21 protein-coding genes are annotated in these 24437 nt (G+C 53.4%); 16 read left to right on the forward strand and 5 right to left on the reverse strand.

What is annotated here, in order from left to right; translation table 11 throughout:
• Positions 1-50 precede the first annotated feature (50 nt).
• The 4 genes from BLQ17_RS03310 to BLQ17_RS03325 all read left to right on the forward strand — a co-directional run bounded on the left by BLQ17_RS03310 (position 51) and on the right by BLQ17_RS03325 (position 5216).
• Entirely contained in the window at positions 51-1019 is a 969-nt protein-coding gene (locus BLQ17_RS03310) for an MBL fold metallo-hydrolase (RefSeq protein ID WP_176761063.1), read from the forward strand.
• 25 nt (positions 1020-1044) lie between these two features.
• Complete coding sequence (locus BLQ17_RS03315; RefSeq protein WP_092219785.1) at positions 1045-2745, forward strand: acyl-CoA dehydrogenase family protein; 1701 nt, start codon at positions 1045-1047, stop codon at positions 2743-2745.
• A gap of 13 nt (positions 2746-2758) precedes the next feature.
• On the forward strand, positions 2759-3937 hold the full coding sequence (locus BLQ17_RS03320) for a 4Fe-4S dicluster domain-containing protein (protein ID WP_092219787.1): 1179 nt from the start codon (positions 2759-2761) through the stop codon (positions 3935-3937).
• 265 nt (positions 3938-4202) lie between these two features.
• On the forward strand, positions 4203-5216 hold the full coding sequence (locus tag BLQ17_RS03325) for a nucleoside recognition domain-containing protein (RefSeq protein WP_092219789.1): 1014 nt from the start codon (positions 4203-4205) through the stop codon (positions 5214-5216).
• A gap of 131 nt (positions 5217-5347) precedes the next feature.
• Here BLQ17_RS03325 and BLQ17_RS03330 read toward each other — a convergent pair whose 3' ends face one another.
• Positions 5348-5767 (reverse strand): MerR family transcriptional regulator, encoded by a 420-nt coding sequence (locus BLQ17_RS03330; protein WP_092219790.1) that lies wholly within the window; start codon positions 5765-5767, stop codon positions 5348-5350.
• A 236-nt stretch (positions 5768-6003) separates the two neighbouring features.
• Here BLQ17_RS03330 and BLQ17_RS03335 point away from each other — a divergent pair, with 236 nt between their 5' ends.
• The 5 genes from BLQ17_RS03335 to BLQ17_RS03355 all read left to right on the forward strand — a co-directional run bounded on the left by BLQ17_RS03335 (position 6004) and on the right by BLQ17_RS03355 (position 11808).
• Complete coding sequence (locus tag BLQ17_RS03335; RefSeq protein WP_092219792.1) at positions 6004-7986, forward strand: heterodisulfide reductase-related iron-sulfur binding cluster; 1983 nt, start codon at positions 6004-6006, stop codon at positions 7984-7986.
• Positions 7987-8029: 43 nt separating this feature from the next.
• Entirely contained in the window at positions 8030-8803 is a 774-nt protein-coding gene (locus BLQ17_RS03340) for an electron transfer flavoprotein subunit beta/FixA family protein (protein WP_092219793.1), read from the forward strand.
• Between the two features lie 12 nt (positions 8804-8815).
• Complete coding sequence (locus BLQ17_RS03345; RefSeq protein WP_092219794.1) at positions 8816-9733, forward strand: electron transfer flavoprotein subunit alpha/FixB family protein; 918 nt, start codon at positions 8816-8818, stop codon at positions 9731-9733.
• A 183-nt stretch (positions 9734-9916) separates the two neighbouring features.
• Positions 9917-10333 carry an acyl-CoA thioesterase gene (locus BLQ17_RS03350; protein ID WP_218121710.1) on the forward strand — a complete coding sequence of 139 codons (417 nt, stop codon included), beginning with the start codon at positions 9917-9919 and terminating at the stop codon, positions 10331-10333.
• 257 nt (positions 10334-10590) lie between these two features.
• The gene (locus BLQ17_RS03355; protein WP_092219798.1) at positions 10591-11808 is read left to right on the forward strand and encodes an OmpP1/FadL family transporter; all 1218 of its coding nucleotides are present in this window, start codon (positions 10591-10593) and stop codon (positions 11806-11808) included.
• A gap of 147 nt (positions 11809-11955) precedes the next feature.
• Here the strand turns inward: BLQ17_RS03355 and BLQ17_RS03360 are convergent, their stop codons facing one another.
• On the reverse strand, positions 11956-12825 hold the full coding sequence (locus BLQ17_RS03360) for a radical SAM protein (RefSeq protein WP_092219800.1): 870 nt from the start codon (positions 12823-12825) through the stop codon (positions 11956-11958).
• Between the two features lie 119 nt (positions 12826-12944).
• On the opposite strand from BLQ17_RS03360, the gene BLQ17_RS03365 reads away from it, so the two are divergent.
• Together BLQ17_RS03365 and BLQ17_RS03370 are read left to right on the forward strand one after the other, a co-directional pair.
• Entirely contained in the window at positions 12945-14975 is a 2031-nt protein-coding gene (locus BLQ17_RS03365) for an NADPH-dependent 2,4-dienoyl-CoA reductase (RefSeq protein ID WP_092219802.1), read from the forward strand.
• Between the two features lie 198 nt (positions 14976-15173).
• The gene (locus tag BLQ17_RS03370; RefSeq protein ID WP_092219804.1) at positions 15174-15740 is read left to right on the forward strand and encodes a lipid-binding SYLF domain-containing protein; all 567 of its coding nucleotides are present in this window, start codon (positions 15174-15176) and stop codon (positions 15738-15740) included.
• Between the two features lie 30 nt (positions 15741-15770).
• On the opposite strand, the gene BLQ17_RS03375 is transcribed toward BLQ17_RS03370, so the two are convergent.
• Complete coding sequence (locus BLQ17_RS03375; RefSeq protein WP_092219806.1) at positions 15771-16550, reverse strand: enoyl-CoA hydratase/isomerase family protein; 780 nt, start codon at positions 16548-16550, stop codon at positions 15771-15773.
• A 270-nt stretch (positions 16551-16820) separates the two neighbouring features.
• Between BLQ17_RS03375 and BLQ17_RS03380 the strand changes: the two genes are divergently transcribed.
• Together BLQ17_RS03380 and BLQ17_RS03385 are read left to right on the forward strand one after the other, a co-directional pair.
• Complete coding sequence (locus BLQ17_RS03380) at positions 16821-17690, forward strand: NAD(P)-dependent oxidoreductase (protein WP_092219809.1); 870 nt, start codon at positions 16821-16823, stop codon at positions 17688-17690.
• A 146-nt stretch (positions 17691-17836) separates the two neighbouring features.
• Complete coding sequence (locus tag BLQ17_RS03385; protein ID WP_092219810.1) at positions 17837-19228, forward strand: tryptophanase; 1392 nt, start codon at positions 17837-17839, stop codon at positions 19226-19228.
• A gap of 13 nt (positions 19229-19241) precedes the next feature.
• On the opposite strand, the gene thpR is transcribed toward BLQ17_RS03385, so the two are convergent.
• Together thpR and BLQ17_RS03395 are read right to left on the reverse strand one after the other, a co-directional pair.
• Positions 19242-19802, reverse strand: a complete 561-nt coding sequence (gene thpR / locus BLQ17_RS03390; RefSeq protein WP_092219812.1) for an RNA 2',3'-cyclic phosphodiesterase — start codon at positions 19800-19802, stop codon at positions 19242-19244.
• 155 nt (positions 19803-19957) lie between these two features.
• On the reverse strand, positions 19958-20698 hold the full coding sequence (locus tag BLQ17_RS03395; RefSeq protein ID WP_245694971.1) for a tRNA threonylcarbamoyladenosine dehydratase: 741 nt from the start codon (positions 20696-20698) through the stop codon (positions 19958-19960).
• Between the two features lie 169 nt (positions 20699-20867).
• Here BLQ17_RS03395 and BLQ17_RS03400 point away from each other — a divergent pair, with 169 nt between their 5' ends.
• From BLQ17_RS03400 to BLQ17_RS03415, 3 genes are all read left to right on the forward strand, one after another.
• A complete protein-coding gene (locus tag BLQ17_RS03400; RefSeq protein ID WP_092219814.1) occupies positions 20868-21284 on the forward strand; it encodes a YkgJ family cysteine cluster protein in 417 nt (138 codons plus the stop codon).
• A gap of 199 nt (positions 21285-21483) precedes the next feature.
• A complete protein-coding gene (trkA, locus tag BLQ17_RS03410) occupies positions 21484-22824 on the forward strand; it encodes a Trk system potassium transporter TrkA (protein ID WP_092219818.1) in 1341 nt (446 codons plus the stop codon).
• Positions 22821-24275, forward strand: a complete 1455-nt coding sequence (locus BLQ17_RS03415) for a TrkH family potassium uptake protein (RefSeq protein WP_092219820.1) — start codon at positions 22821-22823, stop codon at positions 24273-24275. The genes trkA and BLQ17_RS03415 overlap by 4 nt, the downstream gene beginning before the upstream one ends.
• The last annotated feature ends 162 nt before the right edge of the window (positions 24276-24437 follow it).

Below are 24437 nucleotides of genomic sequence, written 5' to 3' on the forward strand. Positions count from 1 at the left end.
GTCAAAAAACCGCACCCGACCTTTTGGCTTTGGGTGCGGTGGATCTTGCCATGACTCTGCCAAAACAGCACATCATCGATACTCCCTTCAGGGTCGGTCCGGTGCATGTCTATACCGCCGAGCTTGGAGGGGACCTGGTTCTCTTTGATACCGGCCCGCCAATTCCCGGGGCAAAGAAGTATCTGCGCGATAATATCGACCTTAAAAAGCTTAAACATATTGTTATCACCCACTGCCATATAGAACATTACGGTCTGGCAAGCTGGCTTGAAAAAAAGAGCGATGCAACGGTCTATATCGCGAGTAAGGATGCCGTGAAGATCGCGTGCCACGACCGCTGGATAAAAGAGCTTTTCCTGCTGCTCGACTCCTTGGGATTCAGTGATTCACAACTCCAGGAGATGGAGCGGATGGTTGAGAGCGGGTTCTTGTTTCCGCCGTTTCCCGGCCGCTACAAAATTGCCGAGGAAGATCTGCCGTCCCGGCTCGGGCTGCAGGTGCTGTCCTGTCCGGGACACTCCGAGGGCGACCTTGTCTATGCGGGGGATGGGTGGGCGGTGACCGGCGACACGCTGCTCAGGAGCATGTTCCAGGTTCCCATGCTCGATATCGATCTTGAGACAGGGGGACGGTTTGAAAATTACCGGGCGTATTGCCGGACTCTTGGCAAACTGCTGTCGCTGGAATCGAAAACGGTGCTGCCGGGTCACAGGTACAGGCTGCAAAGCGTCAGGGGGACCTTGACGTACTATGTATCTAAACTTTTTACTAGGATCGTGCAGCTCTTTCCGTATCACCCCGATGATGATCTGAAGGGTGTTATAGACCATATCTTCGGGGAAAGGGACCCTCACATTTTCGATGTCTACCTTAAAACTTCGGAGGTGGTCTTCATGCGCGATTTCCTGGCTGAGCCGGAGTTGCTGAAAGATGCCATGGTTCAAGCCGGTTTATTTGGTGAGGTGGCCGCACAGTACGATAACCTAATATCTCTTGCCAAGACAAAAGACAATAAATAAAAAACAGGATATTAGAGGAGATCTGATGGAACTGCTTAACCCCAAGAAATATGAACGTCGCCACAATGATGAAAAGACCAGGGAGCTGGCGCTGAAGACCATCGATTTTTTCGAGTCGAAGGGGCTGAAACAGATCAAGGAAGATGACCAGGCCATGGTCTGGTATCAGGATTTTCTCGATTTTATCAAGAAAGAGCAGCTTTTTGCACATTTTCTCACTCCTGCGAAATACAGTTGTGTCGGCGGGCGGTGGGATATGTACCGTATAAGTGAATTCAATGAAATTCTCGGATTTTACGGGCTGTGTTACTGGTACTGCTGGCAGGTTTCCATCCTGGGGCTGGGGCCGATCTGGATGGGACAAAACGAAGAGGTGAAGACACGGACCGGGGAACTTCTTGCCAAGGGCGGGGTGTTCGCGTTCGGCCTCTCCGAGCAGGCCCACGGCGCCGACCTCTATTCCTCCGAGATGAAGCTGAAGCCGGTAGACGACGGCAACTACCTGGCCGAGGGGGAAAAGTATTATATAGGTAACGGCAACTGTGCCGCCCTGGTCTCTACCTTTGGTAAATTTGCAGATACCGGGGAGTATGTCTTCTTCGTGGTCGACCCGGAACAACAGCAGTATCAATGTGTCAAGAAAATAGACACTTCCGGAGTGCGCCAGGCATATGTGGCCCAGTATGCCCTTAATGACTATCCGATCTCTAAAAAGGATATAGTCTCAACCGGCAAGCTGGCCTGGGATTCGTCCCTGAACACCATAAACGTAGGAAAGTTCGAGCTTGGCTGCGCGTCCATAGGCATCGCCACCCACTGTCTGTACGAGGCAGTCAACCATGCCGCGTCCCGTAACCTTTACGGCAAGTATGTCACTGATTTTCCGCATGTGCAGAGGATCTTTACCGAAAGTTACGCAAGGCTTATCGCGATGAAGCTGTTCGCCTTCAGGGCGGCCGATTACATGCGGGCCGCCTCGGATGAAGACCGGCGCTATCTGCTCTTTAACCCGGTGGTGAAGATGAAGGTTACCGGACAGGGGGAGACGGTGGTACGCCTGCTCCATGAAATAGTGGCCGCCAAAGGATTCGAGCAGGATACCTATTTCGAGATGGCGCTGCGCGATATCGGGATGTTGCCCAAACTTGAGGGGACCGAGCATGTCAACATGGCGCTGATCATCAAGTTTGTGAAAAACTATTTTTTTGGCGCGGTGGATTATCCCGAAGTGGGACGAATGGACGGCACCGATGATGACAGCTATCTTTTCAACCAGAAGACCGGCGGGCTGTCGTCGATCTGTTTTCCCGACTACGGCCTTGCCTACCAATCGTTTGATTCTGAAAACGTCAATATGTTCCGGGAGCAGGTCGAGCTGTTCAGAAATCTTCTGGTGACAGCGCCGCCGAACGAGGGGCAGGCCCGGGATATCGACTATATGTTGGCGGCAGGAGAACTCTTCACCCTGATAGTGTATGGTCAGCTTATTCTTGAAAACAGCGCTATCTATAACACCGACGCGGATGTCATCGAGCAGATTTTCTCTTTTATGGTCAGGGATTTCAGCGAATACAGCCTGCGGATGGTGCTGAACTATGAAAACAGCCCCGCCCAGCAGGAGATCTTCCGGCAAATGATAAAAAAGCCGGTACGGGATGAAGAGTGTTTTGCAAGGGTCTGGCGGAAGGTGTACGACCTCAGGGGTCAGTATACCATGAACGACTGATCCGGGGGGAATTATGGGACACCATAGCGAGGGAAAAAATAGCATAGTACCGCTCATCGACCGTCTCAACAGATATCCCGTCGGCCTGCCTGACAGTGATACCCTGCGGCAAATCCTCTCTCTTCTGTTCAGTGAAGAGGAGGCCTTTATCGCTTCGAGATTTCCGCTCACCGAGGCAACGCTTGGCGAGCTTGCAAAAGCCACCGACTGGCCTGAGGAGCGGCTGGAGTTACGGCTTGAGGCGATGGCGGAAAAAGGGCTGGTGTTCGACTCCGAGTATGGCGGCAGCAGGTACTATGTGCTGATGCCTGGTCTTATCGGTTTCTTTGAGTTCACCTTCATGAAGCAGCGCCAGGACCTTCCGGTAAAGGAGCTGGCAAAGCTTATGGAGGAGTATCTCTACGGTGATCCGGAGCGGAAAATGGGCAGGGAGTTTTTCGGTTCGAAAACCCCCCTCACCAGATCCCTGGTCTATGAAGAGCATATCCCGGTGAGCTCGCGGGTCATGACCTATGAGCGGGCCAGTGAAATCATCAGGAACAGCGAATACGGGGCGGTCGGCATGTGTTACTGCCGGCATAAAAACGAGCATCTGGGCAAAAGTTGTGAAAAACAGGCCCCTGTCGATGGGATTTGTATCTCTCTGGGCAGTGCCGCCAAATTTATGGTACGGAGGGGCTTTGCCGAGAAGAGCAGCAAGGAGGAACTGCTCGCCATTCTCGCCCGGGCCAGGGAGCTGAATCTGACCCATGTAACCGATAACATCAGGCATAAACCGTCCTTTATCTGCAACTGCTGTTCCTGTTGCTGCGAGCTTCTTGGCGGGGTACAGCAGGGGTTTTACGCTGGGGTGGCCAAAACCGGCTTTACCCTGGCAGTGGATAGTCAGAGCTGTTGCGGCTGCACTCTTTGCGCCAAGGCTTGTAATGTCGGCGCGCTGCAGATGGCCGGCGACAGGGGCAAGGAATCCGGCGCCAAGGCGGCGGCGGATCCGGCCAGATGTCTTGGCTGCGGCGCCTGCATCGCTGTCTGCCCCACCGGGTCGCTGGTGCTGCAACCTTATAAGCGAATCGATCCTCCGGAGAAGAAGAAGGATCTTTTCAAGCAGATCCTCAGGGAGAAAAAACGGCTTGGTCCATATGTTTTTGCCACGATAAAGACCATCCTCATGCGAAAATTGAAGATGAACTGAAAAACTCTCTTGTCATCCGCATGTGTCCTGAGCTCTCATGATAGAGCTGTTCACGGCTCAACGCCACAGCCCGGTTGCACCTGCTGCGGCCCCAACCGGGCTGTGGCGTTGAGCCAGAGAAACATAATGACCTGACCCGCGAAGCTGAATTTTTGTTGTAAACCGAAAATACTTTGATAATTTAGCAATTTCCGGTTTCACTGTGGAGCCATGAAGCTGTGGTTGAGGTCAACAATTCCGCAAGCAGTCGGAGTTGGGGGCTGTGATGGTCAGTTATCCGGCGTTGCACCTCTGCGCCGGGGGGAAGTTGCTGAAGATGAGAGTTTTGGGAACAAGAATAGTAGCGTGGTGGCAGCCGCTCATAAAAGAGACGGCATTTGCCAGCTGGACGCTTATCAAGATAATGGTGCCGGTGTTGATCATCACCCGGATTCTGGAGCAATTCGGTCTTGTTGGCGCGGTCAGTTCTTTTCTGGAACCGGTGATGAACCTGATAGGGTTGCCCGGAGAGCTTGGCCTGGTCTGGGCTACGGCCATCCTCACCACGCTCTATGGGGCAATGGCTGTTTTTGCCACATTGGCGCCGGGACTTGAACTCAGCGTTGCACAGGTTACTGTGCTCTGTTCCGCCATGCTGGTGGCTCATTCTCTGCCGATAGAGGTTTCCATCAGCAAGAAGGCGGGGGCGCCGGTTGTTCCCATAATCGTGCTCAGGCTTGGCGGCGCGGTGGTCTATTGTCTACTGCTTCACCATTTCTGTATTGGTGCAGAACTCTGGCAGCAGGACGCGGAGATTTTCTGGATAGGTCCACCAGGGAATCAGGGGCACCTGGCCTGGGGTGTTGGCCAGCTCATGAATCTGGGGCTGATAGTCCTGGTTATCCTGGGTGTTTTGCTTATCATGCGCGTCCTGCGCGCTGTGGGCATTCTCGGCCTCATGGAGCGGTTACTGGCTCCGGTGGTCTCATTTCTCGGCATGACCCGCCGGGCTGTCTCCGTTGTCGTGGTGGGTATGGTCATGGGGCTGGGAATAGGCGGCGCCCTGATCATCAAGGAAACCGGCAGCGGAAAACTCGGCAAAAGTGAGATTGTGAATTCGATGGTGCTGATCTCTCTTTGCCACAGCCTGGTGGAGGATACCCTGGTCATGGCGGCCCTTGGCGGGCAACTGGGCGGTATCTTGTGGGGAAGGATGGTGTTCTCGCTTATCGCCACCTTCATTATCGTGCAAGTGGCCGCCAGGCTGGCGACAGCAAAGATTGTTTCCCGGTCGGTGTGACACGGTATTACAAAAAACCGTTCTTTTTCCCTGATATTTCATCAAATATCAGGGGGAAGACGTAAAAATATCTGGTTAAAAGCGTTATTTGTGCCGGACGGACCAGAGACAACAGATGTGGGGGCCAGGGCTCACTGGATTTTTGATTCGGGTTTACCGTTTGTGGCGAGAAAGTCGGTGATGCGTACGCGGTAGTTGACAATGTCCTTGCGCAGGGAAGAAAGGTTTGCCATCTTTTCGTCTATCTGGGCGATGTGGGTGTCCAGTATCTTGATCAGCTTCGGGGTGATGGTGTTGAAATTTTTCTGGTTGATGTCGAAGAGGTTCGACAACTCCTGCATATCCTTGAGGGGGACACCCATAGCCTTGAGCTTGAGGATAAACTTGAGCCGCAGGACATCATCGTCGCTGTAGGACCTCGTGGATCCGCCAAGCCTGTCGGATTTTCCCATCAATCCTATTTCTTCGTAGTAGCGAATTGTCCGGGTGGTGATATTAAGGCTTTTTGCCAGTTCGCCTATCTGTATTGGTTTGTGACCTGTTTTTGCCATCCTGTGTAATCTCCTTTACCTTTACGTAACACGTTTCATCGCAAATTACCATGGGCCGGTTTCCGGTGTCAAATAAAAAATTATACTTTTGTGAAGAACGAAGGGGTGATCCGGTAAATGAGGCACAGAGTTGAAATTGTCTTGACCTTTACGTAAACAAATTTTATATAAAGGGAGAAAATTCAGGAATTTTGTACGGGTCAATACCCACATGCAACTGCCGACTGGAGAGGATTATGGAGTTTACACGGGAGATTTACTGGAATGTTGGGCATGGTGCATCGACTTTGATTCCCATGTATCTGTTGACGATTGTGGCCCTGGCACTGCTGGTAAAAGGCATATGGCAAAGGGTGCAGGTGTACAGGACCGGGCTTCCGCTGGTGCGAAACGATCAGGTCGCAACCAGGCTGCTGCGCGTAGTCGACAACGTTTTGCTGCAGAAAAAAGTTGTCCAGGTAGCGTGGCCGGGAATGTTGCACGGTCTTTTCTTCTGGGGCTTCGGGCTGCTGTTTATCGGTACCGTCCTCATTGTCATTCAGGCGGATTTTACCGACCTTCTTTTCGACGTGAAATTTTTAACAGGCACCTTCTACAAACTTTTTTCCATCGTTCTCGATATCGCCGGTCTGCTGTGCATCCTGATGCTCGGCGGCCTGTTGGTGCGCCGGTATTTTTTTCCGCCGGAGGGACTTGAAACCAAAAGTGACGATGCCGTCATGCATGGTATGCTGTTGGCTATTTTGATCACCGGATTTATCATCGAAGGGGCGAGGATGGCCGTAACCGAGCTCGGTACCCCCCTTGCTCCCTGGTCGCCCGTCGGCCTGGTGGTAGCCAAGGCCGTGAGTCCCATTGGCGAAAATGGGTTGCTGGCCCTGCATAAGGTGACTTGGTGGGTCCACTTGCTGCTTGTGATGGTCTTCTTCTATCTGATTCCGGCAACCAAGTTCCGTCATATCCTCACCACCAGCGCCAACTATTTCTTCAGCGATCTCGGCCCCAAAGGCAAGCTGGTCAATCTCGACCTGGAAGACGAGGATAAGGAGACCTTCGGCGCGAGCTCACTCAAGGAGCTGACCTGGAAGGATATTTTTGACGGCGACGCCTGTACCCAGTGCAAGAGATGCCAGGATCGCTGTCCCGCCTACAATACCGACAAACCGCTTTCCCCCATGAAGCTGGTGCGGGAAATCACCCGGATCGCCCATGACGATCCGGAGGGCAACATGATCGAGCTGTGCGACAAGGATGCCATCTGGTCCTGTACCACCTGCCGCGCCTGCCAGGAGATCTGTCCGGCGGCCATCGAGCATGTCGGCAAGATCATCGAGCTGCGCCGTTCCATGGTCCTCATGGAAGGGGAATTCCCGGGGGAAGAGGTCATGACCGCGATGGAGGCCACCGAGGTCAACGGTAATCCACTGGGCATGGGGTATGCCGAGAGGGGCGACTGGGCCGAGGATCTGGGGATAAAGACGCTGGCCCAGGACAGTGAAGTTGATGTCCTCTATTTCGTCGGCTGTTATGGCTCGTTTGACAAGCGAAACATCAAGGTGGCAAAGAGTTTCGTGAAGTTGTGCCAGGCGGCCGGCGTCAAAGTCGGAATTTTGGGCAAGGAAGAGAAATGTTGCGGGGAGCCGATGCGCAAGATGGGCAATGAGTATCTGTACCAGACCCTGGCGATGGAAAATATCGAAATGATTAAGGCCTACGATGTCGCAAAAATCGTAACCAGCTGTCCCCACTGTTACAATACCCTGAACAAGGATTACCGGGATCTCGGCCTGGAAACCGAGGTTGTCACCTATACTGTTTTCCTTAAAGAGCTTATCGATTCCGGCAGATTGCGAATAAGCGGCGGGGAACTGTCGTGTACCTATCACGATTCCTGTTATCTCGGTCGTCATAACGATATATATGATCCTCCGCGGGAGTTGTTGAAGCTGGCCGGGGCAGCGATCAGCGAGATGGACAAGAACAGGGCGGAGGGATTCTGCTGCAGCGCCGGTGGCGGCCGCATTCTTGCTGAAGAAAAACTGGGCGAGAGGATTAACGTCAAGCGGGTAAATATGGCTGTAGAGACTGGTGCTGAGGTACTGGTTTCCAACTGTCCGTTCTGTCTCACCATGTTTGAGGACGGAGTAAAGGGGGCAGAGGCTGAAGATAAGCTTCAGCCCAGAGATATTGCGGAAATATTAGCTGAACGGCTGGGTTGAAACATGACGATTGATCCGGCCATATAAAAACTGGAGGGATGGTATGAAAATTTTGGTCTGTATAAAACAGGTTCCCGACATGGAATCCAAGTTTAAGATTGACGATGCCGGCACTTGGTACTCCAAGGCGGATCTCGCCTGGCGCATGAACGAATACGACGAATACGCTGTCGAACAGGCTGTCCAGGTGAAAGAGCAGCTGAAGGAAGGCGATATTACGGTGCTCTGTATCGGTTCCGATAAGGTGAAAGAGACGATGAAGAAAGCGCTCGCCATGGGTTGTGACCGCGGCGCCCATGTCAGCGACGAAGATTCGAGCCTCAAAGAGCCGCTGCAGATTGCCGGCGTCATAGCCGAGTATGCACGGGATAAGGGATTTGACCTCATCTTTACCGGGATGCAGTCCCAGGACCGGGGAAGCGGCCAGGTAGGGCTGCTGGTCGCCGAGATGCTGGGGCTACCTGGGGTTAGTACCGTTGTCGATTTTTCAATCGAAGGCGGTGTGATCGCAGCCAAGAGGGAGCTGGAAGGAGGAATGAAGGCGTGTGTGTCGCTCAAGGTGCCCGCGGTCATTACCTGTCAGCTGGGACTGAATACCCCGCGTTACCCGACCCTGCCCAACATAATGAAAGCCAAGAAGAAAGAGCTTATTTCGACGCCGATTGCCGAGCTGCTTAAGGTGGACGCTAGACAGGGAACGGAGAAGATGTATTTTCCGGAAAAGAAAGGCGGCGGCCTGGTGCTCGAAGGGGAGACCCCCGAGCTTGTGGAACAGCTGGTCAAGATTCTCAAAGAAAAAACGTCAGTGCTGTCGTAAGGAGGAGAGCATATGAAACTGTTACTTGTTGCTGAAAGCCGTGAGGGCAAACTCCTGAACTCCAGCTATGAACTGGTCGCGTTCGCCCGGGAATTGGGCGCTGATACCGCTATGTTTCTGGTCGGCGCCGAAGGTGATCTGCCGGCTTATGACGGTACCCTCTACCTTGCCGATTCCGGGACTGCGGGGGAGTATAATCCCAGCTGCCATAAATCACTGATACTTGAAGTGGTGGAGAAGGAAAATCCGGATATGGTCGTATTCTGCCATTCCTCCTACGGCTGGGACCTGGCCCCGCGAATCGCCTACAGTCTCAATGCGGCCCAGGTTTCGGAAGTGGTTGAGGTGCAAGACGGTCAGTTGGTAGTGCCTGCCTGTAACGCCAAGCTGCGGCGGAAGGTGAAGACATCCACCGTCAAGACCGTTGTTACACTTCAGGCCGGTGCTTTCGGGCTCACCGAAGAGCCTGCGGGTACGCCCTCGGTGGAAAAGATAAATCAGGACAGCTCCGACGGTATCGAGTTCACCGGATATGAACAGGCGGAAAGCGGAGGGGTCGATCTCGGTAAAGCCACGATAATCGTCAGTGCCGGCCGTGGGATAGGCAAACCGGAGAACGTGTCTATAGTGGCGGATCTTGCTGCGGCTCTGGGCGGCGAATATGGTGCAAGCCGGCCAGTGGTCGACGCCGAGTGGGTCGAACATAACCGCCAGGTCGGAACAACGGGACAGACCGTAGCGCCCAAGCTTTACATCGCCTGCGGAATATCGGGGGCTATTCAGCATCTTGCCGGCATGAAGAAATCCGAGTTTATAGTAGCCATAAATACCGATAAGGACGCGCCCATAGGTGAGGTAGCCGATGTGCTGGTGGTGGCCGATCTGAAGCAGCTGGTTCCGGCGCTGACTGAAAAAATCAAATCGCTGTAAAACGTGCCTGGATTCATGGTGAACGTGAACAACAGGGCGCGAAAGCTGCCTTCCGGTTTTTTCAGCTGGCTCAGGAAAAAGCTCTGAGGGAGTCCGGAAAAATAGGCACCCCCCCATAATTTCCGGTTCCGGTGTTGACCAAGACACCGGGCCGGAAATAAATCACAACAATGGATGCTGAAAGTGAGCTTTGACAATGAAATCAAGATCCGCGGTTATCATGCGGACTTTTACGGGCATGTCAATAATGCCCGGTACCTGGAATTCTTCGAGGAAGCCCGGTGGACAGGACTTGAGTCGAAAGTTGACCTTATCGCCTGGTCGAAAAAAGGACTCGGGTTTCTCGTGGTGAATATCAACATCAACTACCGCAAGGCAGTACCCGTGGGAGAGACCCTGCTCATTTCAACCGAGCTTGTCGAAGTGGGTAACCGGAGCGCTGTTTTGCGGCAGGAGGCTGTCTTTAAAGAATCACGAAAAGTTGCAGCCGACTGTCTGGTCACCTTTGTCATTATCGACAAAACAGGTCGTGCGGTGGAAATTACAGGGGATATCAAAAAAGACCTGGAAAAACTGGAGGTGAGCGCACAACCCGCCTGACTTTTCTTAAGGGCCATTGAAAGAGGCCCGTAAAATCTTTGAAAGTGTTAGCTATCTGATAATATTGACTTTCCTTTTTTTTTGTAATAGAAATCTATTTGTAGACCGTATATTTGTTGACACTGTCTTGTCGGGCACCCCGATTTTACCCTGCAGCTGGGCAGGAGGCAGCGGCGGGGATGCTTGATGAAGACTGAAGCTGTAGTTGATTTCAGGCCACTGGTTCAAGAGATTATCAACATTAAAGGGAGAGAGAAATGAAGAAGAAAATTTCTGTGTTGGCACTGGCATCGGTTGTTGTTGCTGGCTCGGCGATGGCTTCAGGATGGCGTATTCCTGAACAATCGGTTGACTCAACGGCCAAGGTCGGGGCCAATATCGCGTCATCCACCCGCGCCGATGTCGCTTACTACAATCCCGCCAACATGAGTTTCATGGACGATACCTGGCATACTCAGCTCAATGCCACCTACATCTATCTTGCGCCAAATGACTACACCGACGCAAGGACGCCCATGTTCAACCATGAGTCGGAGGCGGAACATTTCATTTTACCCACCGGCTTTGTTGTTTCTCCCGACTATGGCGGAGCCCGGTTCGGCCTGTCGGTTGTTGCGCCCTACGGGCTTACCAAGAGGTGGGAGAACGGGTACGGCCAGGCTTACGCTGAGGAGTTTTCCCTTATGGTGATCGAGGTGAACCCGGTGGTGTCGTACAGCCTGGGAGATAAAATCTCGGTTGCCGTCGGGCCCCGGATGCTCTACGCCGACGCGACGGTAAAAAGTGATGCCAGCGTGCTCGGGCTTCCGCTGTCAAGGGATATGGACGGTGATACCGTGGAATGGGGGTGGAATGCGGCCATCGCGGTAAAGCCCTCGGACAAGCTTAATATTGCCGCGACCTATCGCTCCAACGTCGATCTTGATTTTGAAGATCGGGCGGATCTCAATCTGATGGGATTTATGATTTCGCCCGAGGCTGAAGTCTCTGTGCCGGCGCCGGCGGTCCTGGCTCTTTCCGTGGCGTATGACGTAATGGATAACCTCAACGTGGAGTTCACCTGGGACAGGACCTTCTGGTCGGAGTACGAAACCCTTGATTTCAACTTCACCCCGCAGATTCCCGGCAATCCTTTTGAGCCTGCGCTGGACAGGAATTGGGACGATACCGACGCATTCAGGATAGGGCTCACCTACGGGCTCAATGAAAAAATCGATCTGATGGCCGGGTTCGGCATCGACGAGAACCCGATTCCGACGCCGAACGTCGATTTCTCGATCCCGGACTCGGACGCGTGGCTCTATTCCGTCGGTATGCAGTACGCGGTAAGCGAAAAGATGGATCTTGGTATCTCCGCGCTCTACGATTACAAGGAGACGCGGGAAGTGAAAGTTGATCCCGCCGGTGCGGTATACGGCGAATTCAAGAATGCTGCGGCAGTTCTGGTCACCGTGGGGCTGGATTACCGCTTTTAGGCTTGATTTGTCTGTGCCGTCCGGTTTTTCAGGAACCGTTCAGGACGGCGGCGAATGAACAAAGCGCAGAGTGTTATTTTAAACGACAACGGTCCCTGCCTTTACGACGGCAGGGACCGTTGTCGCATTATGAGCCGGCAAAATAAATTACAGCCCCCGCAGATATTCCGGCTTGAGGCTGAGCTTGCCTGAAAGCGCCTTGTCTATGAGCTTGAGGGTTTTCTCCTTGTCCCGGGGTAGCAGCGCTTTGATCGGCAGGTAGTTGGACGCGTGGTTGGCATGGAAATAGCCGTTGGAAAGTTCCGTGGCTGCGAACATTATCCCCAGTTCCTCAAGGACCCCGGTCGGAGAGGGCAGCGTAAAGGTGCCGTTTTGCGCTGCTTCGTAAAGCGGGCTGCCGTCGGTAAGCATCAGCGACAGGGCGCCCACGTATTCAGGGTCAATGGCACTCAGTACTCTGCCGGTCTCTAGGGCATGAACGGCGGAACGCTCGACTCCGGCTATCCCGAGCAGGACGGTGATAGAAAGTTTTATGCCGGCGTCTCTTATTTTGCGCCCCGTCTCAATCATTCTCCCGCTGTCTGCCCCTTTGTTGATCGCGCCAAGGGTCTGGTCGTCGCCGGACTCAAGGCCCATATAGGCGATCCCCAGGCCGTTTTCGCGAAGCTCGCGCAGCTGCTCAGGACTCTTCATCCTGATTGACTTGGTGTTGGCGTAGGTTCCCACCCTGGTTACCCAGGGCAGCTTCGTTTTGACTGCCTGCAGTATCCCGACCAGCCGCTTCTGGGGAATGATAAGCGCATCGCCGTCGCACAGGAAAAGCCGGTCCTGGCCCCTGCAGTGGGCGGCGGCAAAATCGATGTCGGCCATTATGGTGGCATCATCCTTGATGGTGAATCGGCTCCCCTTGTACATTGAGCAGAAACTGCATTTATTATGGGAGCACCCTGTAGTAACCTGCAGGAGGATGGAATAGGCTTCGCTTGGCGGTCTGAAAATATTTCCCTGGTAATTCATTGCCCTGGCTCGTCGATGATATGTATTGTTACAGTTCTGTCCCGGTTATAGTAGTACATCATGCTCGAGACGCAACGTAAAAGCATCAGATATCCAGATAAAAACGGAGGTAACTATAGATGCAGCAGAATCAAAACCCCTTCTATCCGAACCTGTTCAGGCCCATTGATCTTGGCTTCACCACATTGAAAAACAGGGTGTTGATGGGGTCTATGCATACCGGCCTGGAAGAAGACAGAGACGGCTTCTACCGTATGGCGCAGTTTTATAAAACACGGGTCCGGGGCGGTGTTGGGTTGATTGTAACCGGCGGAGTGGCGCCCAACAGGGCCGGGTGGCTGGCACCGTTTTCGCTGCGGCTCGCCAATCGGCGGCAGGTGCGGGATCATCGGGTGATCACCTCGGAAGTCCATGATGGAGGCGGCAAGATCTGCATGCAGATACTACACGCCGGCCGTTACGGCTATCATCCCCTGTGCGTCGCGCCAAGCCCGATAAGGGCACCGATCAACAGATTCAAGCCACGGGTGCTGAGTGAGCGGGGAATAGACAGTACCATCCTGGACTTTGCAGCCTGCGCCGCCCTGGCCCGCGAAGGGGGGTATGATGGCGTTGAGATAATGGGATCGGAAGGATATCTCATCAACCAGTTCATAGTCGGCAAGACCAATCGCAGGCAGGACCGGTGGGGGGGGACTTTTGCCAACAGGATCAGGTTTCCACTGGAGATAATCAAGGCGATACGCAGGGAAGTGGGCGAGGATTTTATCATAATTTACAGGCTTTCCATGCTCGACCTGGTGAAAAACGGATCAACCTGGGACGAGGTGGTGGAACTCGCCAGGAAGGTGGAGGAGGCGGGGGCGACGATTATCAATACCGGGATCGGGTGGCACGAGGCGAGGATTCCGACCATCGCCACGCTGGTGCCTCGGGGAGGGTTCACATGGGTGACCGGGCGACTGATGGGCAAGGTCTCAATCCCCCTTGTGACCAGCAACCGTATCAACATGCCTGAGGTTGCAGAGGCGGCGCTTGAGAACCGGTGCGCCGACATGGTGAGCATGGCCAGGCCGTTTCTCGCTGATCCTGACTGGGTGGAAAAAGCTGCGAAGGGAAAAACGGATGAGATCAATACCTGCATCGCCTGCAACCAGGCGTGCCTGGACCATATATTTACCCGCAAGATCGCCAGTTGCCTCGTGAACCCCAGGGCCTGTTTTGAGACCAGCAAGATTTTAAGAAAAACCGTAACCCACAAGCGTATAGCGGTGGTGGGGGCGGGTCCTGCCGGGCTTTCATGCGCCGTCACTGCGGCCGCAAGAGGTTTTTCCGTGACCCTCTATGAAGCCGGTGAGCAGATCGGCGGCCAGTTCCTCCTGGCAAAAAAGATCCCTGGAAAGGAGGAATTTGGTGAAACATTACGATATTTTAAGCACCAGCTTGAGCTCCTGGACGTTGAGGTCCGTCTTGGAAAGCGTCCCGGCGTTGCCGAACTCTGCAGGTATGACGAGATTGTCATTGCAACAGGGGTGAAACCGCGCCGGATTGAACTGGAGGGGATCGAGGGACCAAACGTGTCAGTATACAACCAACTGCTGTCCGGGCAGAAACAGCCGGGCAGGTCGGTTGCGATTATCGGTGCAGGTGGAATAGGTTTTGATGTTGCCGCTTACCTTGTCCACAACAGTCAAGACAACGGTGACGCTGTGGCTTGTTTTATGGATGAATGGGGGGTGGATATGCAGTATCGCAGCCAGGGCGGCTTGAAGGAGATGAAAAAAATGGATCCTCCAAGATCCGTGTACCTGCTCCAGCGCAGCAACAAAAAACCGGGAATAAATCTTGGCAAGACCACCGGCTGGATACATCGGAGCCTGCTCAAGAAAAACGGGGTAAAGATGTTAAACGGGGTAGAGTATGTGGCGGCAACGGACAGCGGGCTTGTTATCCGGCGCGGCGGGGAAAAACAGCTGCTTGAAGTCGACGAAATCGTCATCTGCGCCGGGCAGGAATCGGAGCTTGAGCTCGCCGAGCAACTTGCAAATGGCAAGATGAGATACCACCTGATCGGCGGCGCTCTTAAGGCGGGAGAGCTGGACGCAAAGCGGGCAATCAGCCAGGGAGTTGAACTGGCGGACAGTTTCTGAGCGGAAAGAGCAGGGGAATTGCCGGAGTTAAGGTTGCAGCCGCATCACTGCTTCCTGTTTTTTAAAAAATGAGTATATTGTTTTCATGATGCGCGACGCTTATCGCCCATCTTGGCTGCGCACCTGGAGCCAGCCTGAAAACAACCCTGAAAAACGGGTAAAAAACAGACAGACAGTTCAATCGGTATGGTGGAGAATATGAAAACATCCCTGGTGGCTACAATGAAAAAGGCAGCGGCAGCGGCCGCCGTACTCCTGGCTATGTTCTTTTTTGTCGCTGACAGTTTCGGCGCGTCCGCCCAACAGATCGATATAGAGGTGGACGTCACCCTCCAGGAGTTTGCCAAAGAGGTTCGGGGGGGAGGAACTTTTCTTGCGAAGGCGGAAGGTGTGCTGGTCTTTCCAAAGGTCATCAAGGCCGGGTTCGTTGTCGGCGGGGAGTATGGCGAAGGTGCTCTCAGGATAGGGGGGAAAACAGTACATTACTACAATACCGCCGGTGCTTCTTTCGGTTTCCAGCTGGGAGCGCAGGTAAAGACGCTGGTTATCGTCTTTCTCGACCAGGGTGCCCTGCAGCGGTTTATAAACAGTGAAGGCTGGGAAGCCGGCGTGGACGGCTCGGTTGCCATCGCCCAGTGGGGGGTGGGAGAGGATCTGTCCTCCACCGAATTTGCCGATCCGATCATCGCTTTTGTCTTCAACAACAAGGGGCTGATGTACAATCTCACCATAGAAGGGGCGAAATTCACCAGAATAGTCCGGTGATCTGTCTGGGCGAAAAGCGGTGTAGGCTGGTTAGCACTGTTTCCACTGCGGCCGGCGCTTCTCAAAAAAAGCGGCAACCCCCTCCCTGGCGTCGCTGGTGGTGCACAGCCTGGCAAAAGCTTCATTCATCAGTTCAAACTGTTTGAGATAGCCCATGTCTTCGGAGCCGTAGAAACCTTTTTTGGCTATCTGTACCGCTACCGGGCTCTTGCGCCCAAGGGTCACCGCCCACCGGTAAGCTTCCTCTTGCAGATCTTCTTTCGGTACGATTCTGTTGACAAGGCCAAGCTGCAGCAATTCCGGCGCTTTTATCAGGTCACCGTACAGCAGGAGCTCAAGAGCCTTTTTCCTTCCCACCACGCGTGATACCGGTATAACCGGGCCAACGCAATTCAGGCCCACGTTGATCGCCGTAAGCCCCATCTTGGCATGGTCGGCGGCAATGGTCAGGTCGGCCGCCACCGCCAACCCCATCCCGTTGGCCGCCGCAACTCCATGGACCTGGGCGATCACCGGCTTGGCCAGGCGGGAGATGACAATCAGGGGCCGTTCCATATGTTCTATCCAGTCGCGGTACTCAAGGGCGGTCTTGCCCTCAAGCTCGTTGACGTCGATTCCGGCACAAAAAGCTTTACCGGCACCCTTGAGCAGGATGACCCGCACTCCGGGATGGCGATCCATGTCAATGAGCGCGCTGTACAGTTCCGCCGCCATCTGTGAACTGAAGGTGTTGAGTTGTTCCGGCCTGTTAAGGGTTATGGTGCCGATGAAGTTGTCGTCTATTTCGATAATAAGGTTTGTATAGGACATGATCTTTCTCCTTGTGGGTGGCCAAATCATGGAATTGGAAAAGTGCAAAATGAACGAACGCTCAGTCTGAATAGGTCTATTATTGATCCTGCAGCCGTTAAATGTCAAATCAATTCTGAAAAAAGACCAGAACCAGGAAACGTTGGCGATGGCGCCCCGTGATGCAGCAATATTCCATTCAACTCTTTGACTCCAGATGATATTGTTCTAGTAAGCGCACCAATCACCCTCCCGGCCGCGGGAGAGAAAATGTTGTCAGGGGAGGAAGCAATGAAAGTCGGATTTGTCGGTCTGGGCATAATGGGCAGCCGGATGGCCCGCAATCTTATCTCCGGCGGTTATGAACTTACTGTGCACAATCGCACCAGAGAAAAGGCGGACACGCTTGTCGCCGACGGGGCTGGCTGGGCCGAGACCCCGAAAGATCTCGGTGCGGCCGTTGATGTGGTCTTTACCATGCTTGCCGATCCGGCCGCGGTGACGGGTATGGCAACCGGTGGTGACGGATTTCTTGAAGGGTTGAAAAAGGGCACTGTGTGGGTGGATTGTTCGACAGTGGATCCGGATTTCAGCAGACAGATGGCACAGGCGGCGAAATCTCATGGGGTGGATTTGCTCGATATCCCGGTTGTAGGGACCAAGGGGCCGGCGGCATCGGGTGAGCTGGTCTTTCTGGCCGGCGGCAAAAGAGAGGCGGTTGAGCGTTGCCGCCCGCTTCTTGACTGTATGGGAAAAGAACTGATTTATCTTGGCGACAACGGCCAGGGGGCGGCGATGAAGATGGTGGTCAATCTCTTGCTGGGCAGCGCCATGAGCGCTTACGCCGAGGCGCTGATCCTGGGGCAGTCGCTGGGGCTGAGCAACAAAAAAATCGCCGAAGTGGTGCTTGACACCCCGGTCGCCGCGCCGTTTCTGAGGGGGAAGCATCCTCTTCTTGAACAGAAGAATTACCAGCCCCATTTTCCGCTGCGCTGGATGAGAAAAGATCTCCAACTGGTCGCGAAAACGGCTTACGAACAGAACGTTTCGCTGCCTGCCACCAATGTCATCAAGGAAATTTATGGTCTGGCTCAACGAAGCGGCCTGGGTGACAGTGATTTTGCGGCTATTTACCAGTATCTCAGCGGTGATGTAAAATAATAAGGAGAGCGGGGTGCTGCAGTCGGGGAAGGGTGCCAAGCCCTCTTAGCTGCAGCGTCAACACAAGAAGGCCGGGCCATGGATATCAAGTGTGCTGCTGAAAGTCATCTGCCCGGATCGTTGCCGCCAATTTTTCAGAGGACCCCATGAAGCTGAATGAATTTTACCCCAAGACCCTTATCGAGCCTTTTCGCATACACTCGGTGGAACCGCTTCGCTTCACCACCCGGGCCGAGCGGCAGAAAGCCCTTAAAAAAGCCGGTTACAATCCTTTTTTGCTTTCTTCGCAGCAAGTCATCATCGATCTTCTTACCGACAGCGGAACCGGGGCAATGTCTTCGAACCAGTGGGCGGGGATGTTGGCCAGCGATGAATCCTACGCCGGCGCCGCCTCGTTTTACCGCTTCGAGGCAGCGGTAAAGGATATTATGGGGTTCAACCATGTTATTCCGACCCACCAGGGCCGCGGCGCGGAACATATCCTCTTTAGCTGTATCGCCAAAAAGGGCGATATCATACCAAACAACAACCACTTTGACACCACCCGGGCGCACATTGAAAACAATGGTGCCCAGGCGTTGGACCTGGTGGTGAAAGAGGGGCGTGTTCCCAGTCTGGTCCTCCCTTTCAAGGGCAATATAGATCTTGATCGACTCGAGATGCTGCTGGCCGAACAGGGCCGCAACCGGGTACCGGCGATACTGTTGACCGTCACCAATAATTCCGGCGGCGGTCAGCCGGTCAGTATGGACAATATCCGTCAAACCGGCGCGATAGCGAAAAAATACCATGTCCCGTTCTTTCTTGACGCCTGCCGATACGCGGAAAACTGCTACTTTATCAAGACCCGTGAAAAAGGGTACGAAACCAGCTCGATTATCGAAATTGCCCGCGAGATGTTCAGCTACGCGGACGGTTGTACCATGAGTGCAAAAAAAGACGGTCTGGCCAATATCGGCGGTTTCCTCGCGCTCAATGACGACACCCTGGCGCGTCGTTGCCGGAATATGGAGATCCTGGTGGAGGGGTTCCCCACCTATGGCGGAATGGCAGGCTATGATATGGAGGCGGTGGCAAAGGGCCTTTACGAAGCGCTTGACGAAGAGTATCTCAGCTATCGAATCCGCTCCATCGCCTCCCTTGGCGAAAAACTGGCATTGGCGAAAATTCCAATTGTCAAGCCGACCGGCGGACACGCCTTGTATGTCAACGCTGCCGAAATGCTGCCGCATATTGAGCCGCTTCAGTACCCGGCCTGGTCGCTGACCAACGCGCTTTACCTGCTGGGCGGAATCAGGGCGGTGGAGATAGGCAGCGTAATGTTTGGGATGCAGCCGGATGGGACTGAAAAACCCGCCGCCCAGGAGCTGGTGAGGCTCGCTTTCCCGCGCCGGGTATACACCCAGAGTCATATCGACTACATTGCAGAGGTGCTGACCTGCCTCAACGAGCAGAAAGAAGTGCTCCGCGGATACAGGATTGTCTCGCAGGAACCGGTACTGCGCCACTTTACCGCCCGGTTTGCCTATCTTGGATAATTGAGGTTTCAGGTTACTGCGGGCTGTCCGGGTTCAGCGGGTAATGGGCTTCCACCTCATGGATTGCTCCTCTGGCGGTGAGCCTGCTTGAGTAGAGAGTGAATCGGTCTACCGTAAACCATGGGGTTTTGAGCTGCCAGTTTGTTGTCAGAAAATCACGGATGTCGCGGGCGGGACTGTTCCTCAGCCGGGCAAGGGTTATGTGCGGGGCGAATTTTCTTCTTTCTCTTTCTATTCCAAGCGGCTCGAGAACGGTCTCGATTCTGTTTTTCAGTCGGATCAGCTCCGTATTATGACGGTTGGTCTCGCAGCCGGCCCAGACGACCCTGGGGGTGCCCCTTAGCGGAAAGGTGCCGACCCCCTGAAGCCGCATACCAAAGTTTTTCTCTCTTATTTCACCAAGACTTTCAACAATGTCTCCGGCTCTGCCGGTCTCCACTTCTCCGATGAATTTTAGTGTAAGGTGAAGCTGTCCAGATGGAACCGGTCTTGCCTTTTTGATGGAACCGCCCATCTGCTCAAGGCGCTTTCGTATTTCTCCGGGAAGGTCGACTGCGACAAACAATCGTATCATATCTCTTTAGCACCGAAAAATTGATATCGTAAAATGTGCACTGTAAAGACTGTTTGTGGTTATTATAGCCCCTCGTGTCCCAAAAAAACAGGGCGGACGACCAGCAGCCGGTGGTACCGGGAATATAAAGCAGACAGCGGCAGGTGGCGTTGTTGCTACTTTTCGGTCAGCTGCATTATCGCGAGGTTGGCTATAGTGAGCCCGAAGATGCCGGTGATGGTCGGCAGGCTGCCAAGAACGTTGCGTTGCCTGCCCCGGTCGCTGTGCGGCGCAGCCTGTTCCTGCTCATCCTCTTTTTCATAATCGAAGTCCACCGGTTCCGTTGAGTAGACACAAGAAATTCCCGGTCCGACACCTCTTCTTCGCAGCCGTTTTCGTAAATGTTTTGCCAGTGGACAGTTGGTGGAGGAAAACAGGTCGCCGCTCTTTATCAGGGCAGGATCGGTACGGAGAGCCGCCCCCATGGAGCTGATCGTCGGAATGTTCTGCTGCCAGGCATGGTAGAGGAGCTGTGTCTTGGGATTGAGGGAGTCTATGGCATCGATCAGCAGTGACGGTGCCGGGCTGAGGATTTCGCCGATACTCTCTTCTCCGGCAAAGAGCGGCAGGGCTTCAACGGTGCATTCGGAATTTATCGCGGTAATCCTTTCTTTGGCGAGCGCGACCTTTGATCTGCCGATATTGGTCTCAAGGGCAAGCAACTGGCGGTTGAGGTTGCTGGGCTGTACGATGTCGAAATCGACAATCCGCAGGTGGTTGACGCCGGCACGGACAAGTCCCTCGACCACATATCCGCCGACTGCTCCCAGACCGACCACCGTCACCATTTTGTTCTGCAGCCTGCCAAAACGGGCTTTACCAAGGAGCCGTTCTGTGCGTATGAATCGTTCCATCATATTTGAAATATTATATCTGGTCTATTGTCCGGTACTATGGTAAAGGTGCACATTTTTTTTCCGGGGTCCCGTGAATTTTTTGATTTTATAGTCAACTGTACTTGCGATGATCCCGGCCGGTGCTCTCGCATCGTGACGCTATTATAGTACATTTACAAAAAGATTGAGTATGGTTTATACAAGAAGTATCCAGGCAACCGCAGATGATCTGTCGACCTGGACGAAATACAGGAAAAAGTTGTGCGGCGACTGCCTGGCGACCTGTTGCACTCTCCCGGTCGAGGTCAAGGTTCCGGATCTTGTGCGGATGGAACTTGTCGACAAGTTCGAACAGGACGGCAATATAAAGCAGGTTGCCCGTCGACTCAAGAAGGAAAAACTCATAGATCATTACCATCATCGTTCGGGTACCTTTACCCTCTCCCGGATGGCCAGCGGGGACTGCCTCTATCTCCACCCTGACACCAGGCGGTGTACCATTTACCAGAAGCGACCGGATACCTGCAGAAACCATCCCCAGGTAGGTCCCCGTCCCGGATTCTGTCCGTTTTTACTAAAAGAGTCCAAAAGGGGGAAGGATTGCTGACAAATTTTGTGAAGATGAATGCGGTTGCCCGAAAGGGGGCAGCGGAGTTTTTTCACTTGAGCTTGCCGGATATTCAGGTATTGAATTGTTGTTTTTCCATCGTTGCTGGGGTAATCTCTTCTATTTCAATGGAAATTCAAAAGTTTTGCTGTGGTAAGTTTTTGATTCAGATCGATATCTCTTTGCGGGGCAGTAGGATATGAGGATTCTTTTATTCGGGGCAACCAATATAGGGTGGATGATTGCATCAAGGATGTACCTGGGGCATGACGTTACCATCATCGACGATCAGGGGCCGCTTGCCGAGAAGTTTCATAGTCTTGATATCAGTTTTGTTTCGGGAAGCGGGACCGATATTATGGCCCTGCAGAGAGCAAATGCGGCCAAGGCTGACTGTTTTATCGCCTGTTCTGTACACGACGAAGCCAATATAGTCGCATGCTGGACGGCGAAAAAACTCGCTGAAATCGAAACTGTCTGTTTTGTCTCTAGGGTTGATATTTTTAACAATTTCGCGCCCTCCGTTCAGAATCGCTATCACACCAAGTACGATATTGACACGGTTATCTGGCCCGAGCAGCTTCTTACCCAGGATATATTCAGGATCCTGCTGGTGCCGGGAGCCGTAGACGTGGAGTATTTCGATGAAGGGCAGGCGAAGATGTTTGAGTATCCCATAAGAGAAAGCTCTCCGCTGTGTTCCGTACCGCTCAAAGACTACCATTTCCCCGACGATGTTCTCATGGTCGGCATTTATCGCGACGGCGGCCTTTTTGTGCCGAACGGATCGTCAAAAGTCGAGGCGGGCGACCGGGCTATATTTATGGGGACCGGGCTTGGTCTTGATATGCTGGCGGCGGACATCTTTCCCAAAAGTAACAACAGGATCAAGACGGTGGCGGTCATTGGCGGGGGCAACGTCGGCTTTTTTCTCGCCCAGAAGATGGAGCAGGCCGATCTCAATGTGAAAATTATCGAATACGATATGGCAAGGTGTGAGTTTCTTGCCGATAATCTCAAGAAGAGCCTGGTCCTGCAGGCTGATGGAACCGATATTGGGCTGCTTGAGGAAGAGTCCATAGGCAAGATGGACGCCGTAGTCTGCGTTACCAACAATGACGAAAAAAACTTGCTGTGCTCTCTTCTGGTAAAGCAGCTGGGGGCGCAGCGGGTTGTAACCAGAGTCCAGAATGTTCGCAATGCCAAGCTGTTTGAACGTGTCGGCATCGATGTGGTCGTATCCCCCTGGGAATCGGCGCTCAGAGAGCTGTTGAATCATTTCCAGACCAGGAACGTGGATATTCTTGCCATGGTTGAAAGAGGCAAGGGGGAAGTGGTCCGGGTCACGGTGCCGGCGGATTTTCCCGACACCATGGTCATGGACCTCAAGCTGCCCGCCAATGTAATTATCGGAATGATAAAGCGTCACAGGGGATACCTCATCCCCAAGGGTTCAACGGTTATTCATGCCAACGACCGGCTGAAAATATTCACCAGAACCGAGAACAAGGAAGGGATCAACGCGGTATTTACAAAATGAAATTAAAGACTGTTTCAAACGCATTGGGTCTTGTTCTTATCGGTTACGGAATTATCATTCTCTCTCCCATTGTGGTCGCGGTCCTGGAAAAGGAATATACCTCAATCCTGCCTTTTGTGGTCGCTTCATGCTGTTCCATCACCCTGGGGGGGCTTTGTAAATGGAAAGGCGGCCGGATCAATAATTTTGACTCCATCAAACGTTCCGACGGGTTGCTGGTGGTCACGCTCACCTGGCTCGTTACCGCCCTGATCGGTGCCATCCCTTATCTTTTTTACGGTATATCTCCTCTTGACGCCTACTTTGAATCGGTCTCGGGACTGACGACTACCGGGGCCACGATTCTTACCGATTTTTCCTTGTATCCCAAAGACTTTTTCTTCTGGCGAAGTCTCAGTCAATGGCTCGGCGGCATGGGCATTATAGTCCTGTTTATCGCCATCCTTCCGCAGTTTGCCGTGGCCGGCCGCCGATTGTTTTTTGCCGAGGCGCCGGGGCCGACCGAGGAAAAGATAACCCCGCGTATCGCCCATACGGCAAAAGCGCTGTGGATGATCTACGTGCTGCTCACCATAGCTGAGGTTTTGTTACTTTATCTTGCCGGAATGCCTCTGTTCGATGCGGTATGCAACAGCCTCTCGACCATGGCTGCGGGCGGCTTCTCGCCGCACCCCCAGTCGATAATGGGGTACGGCAACCCATCGGTTGTCTGGATAATAACGTTTTTCATGTTTCTTGCCGGTAGTAACTTTGCTTTGCAATACAGGTTCCTGGTCCAGCTGAAACCGAAGTCCCTGCTGAAAAACGATGAGTTCATGTTCTATGTGTTTATTGTTGTGGTACTGTCCGTCGCTCTTTGCGGATTTTTGTTTTTCGGCCATGACATGTCGCTGGAAAAAAGCATGCGGGACAGTCTCTTTCAGGTGGTTTCAATCCTGACGACAACCGGTTTTTCCTCTGCCGATTTTGCGCTGTGGCTGGTGTCGGCGCAGGTCGTGCTGATGACGGTCATGTTCGTCGGCGGTTGTGCCGGTTCGGCGGGGGGCGGGATCAAGGTGGTCCGGATACTGTTTGTCGGGCGGTATCTCAAGCGTGAGATTGCCCAGACGCTTCATCCCCAGGCTGTTCTGCCGATAAAGATCGACAGGACCACCGTCCCGGATAACATCCAGCGGCAAATGATAGGTTTTCTGCTTTTTTACGTCTGCCTGCTTGTGGCCTCCGGGTTGATCGTGACGATAATAGAAGGTGACGCCTCCATCGGTTTTATCGGCACTGCTGCCACCATAGGCAACATCGGGCCAGGATTTGGCGAAATCGGTCCAATGGGCAGCTTTGGCGGACTGGCGGCAAGTACCAAGGTTATTTTCATCATAGATATGGTCGTGGGTCGTCTTGAACTTATTCCTTTTCTGGTAATGCTTCACCGGGATTTCTGGGGCGTGAAGTAGCAGCGGAAGGTCCGGCGGCGCCAAAAAATAAAAGGGGCTGCGTTTTCTCTACAGGCGATGCTCCTGTTGTATCTGCTGACTCAAGTTTGACCGGAAAAAGCGATTCCGCCCGGGGGCGGACAGCATGCTGGTGACGGACCGGTTTATCCTTTACCCCCTTGT

This window comes from Desulforhopalus singaporensis (assembly GCF_900104445.1).
GTDB lineage: Bacteria > Desulfobacterota > Desulfobulbia > Desulfobulbales > Desulfocapsaceae > Desulforhopalus_A > Desulforhopalus_A singaporensis.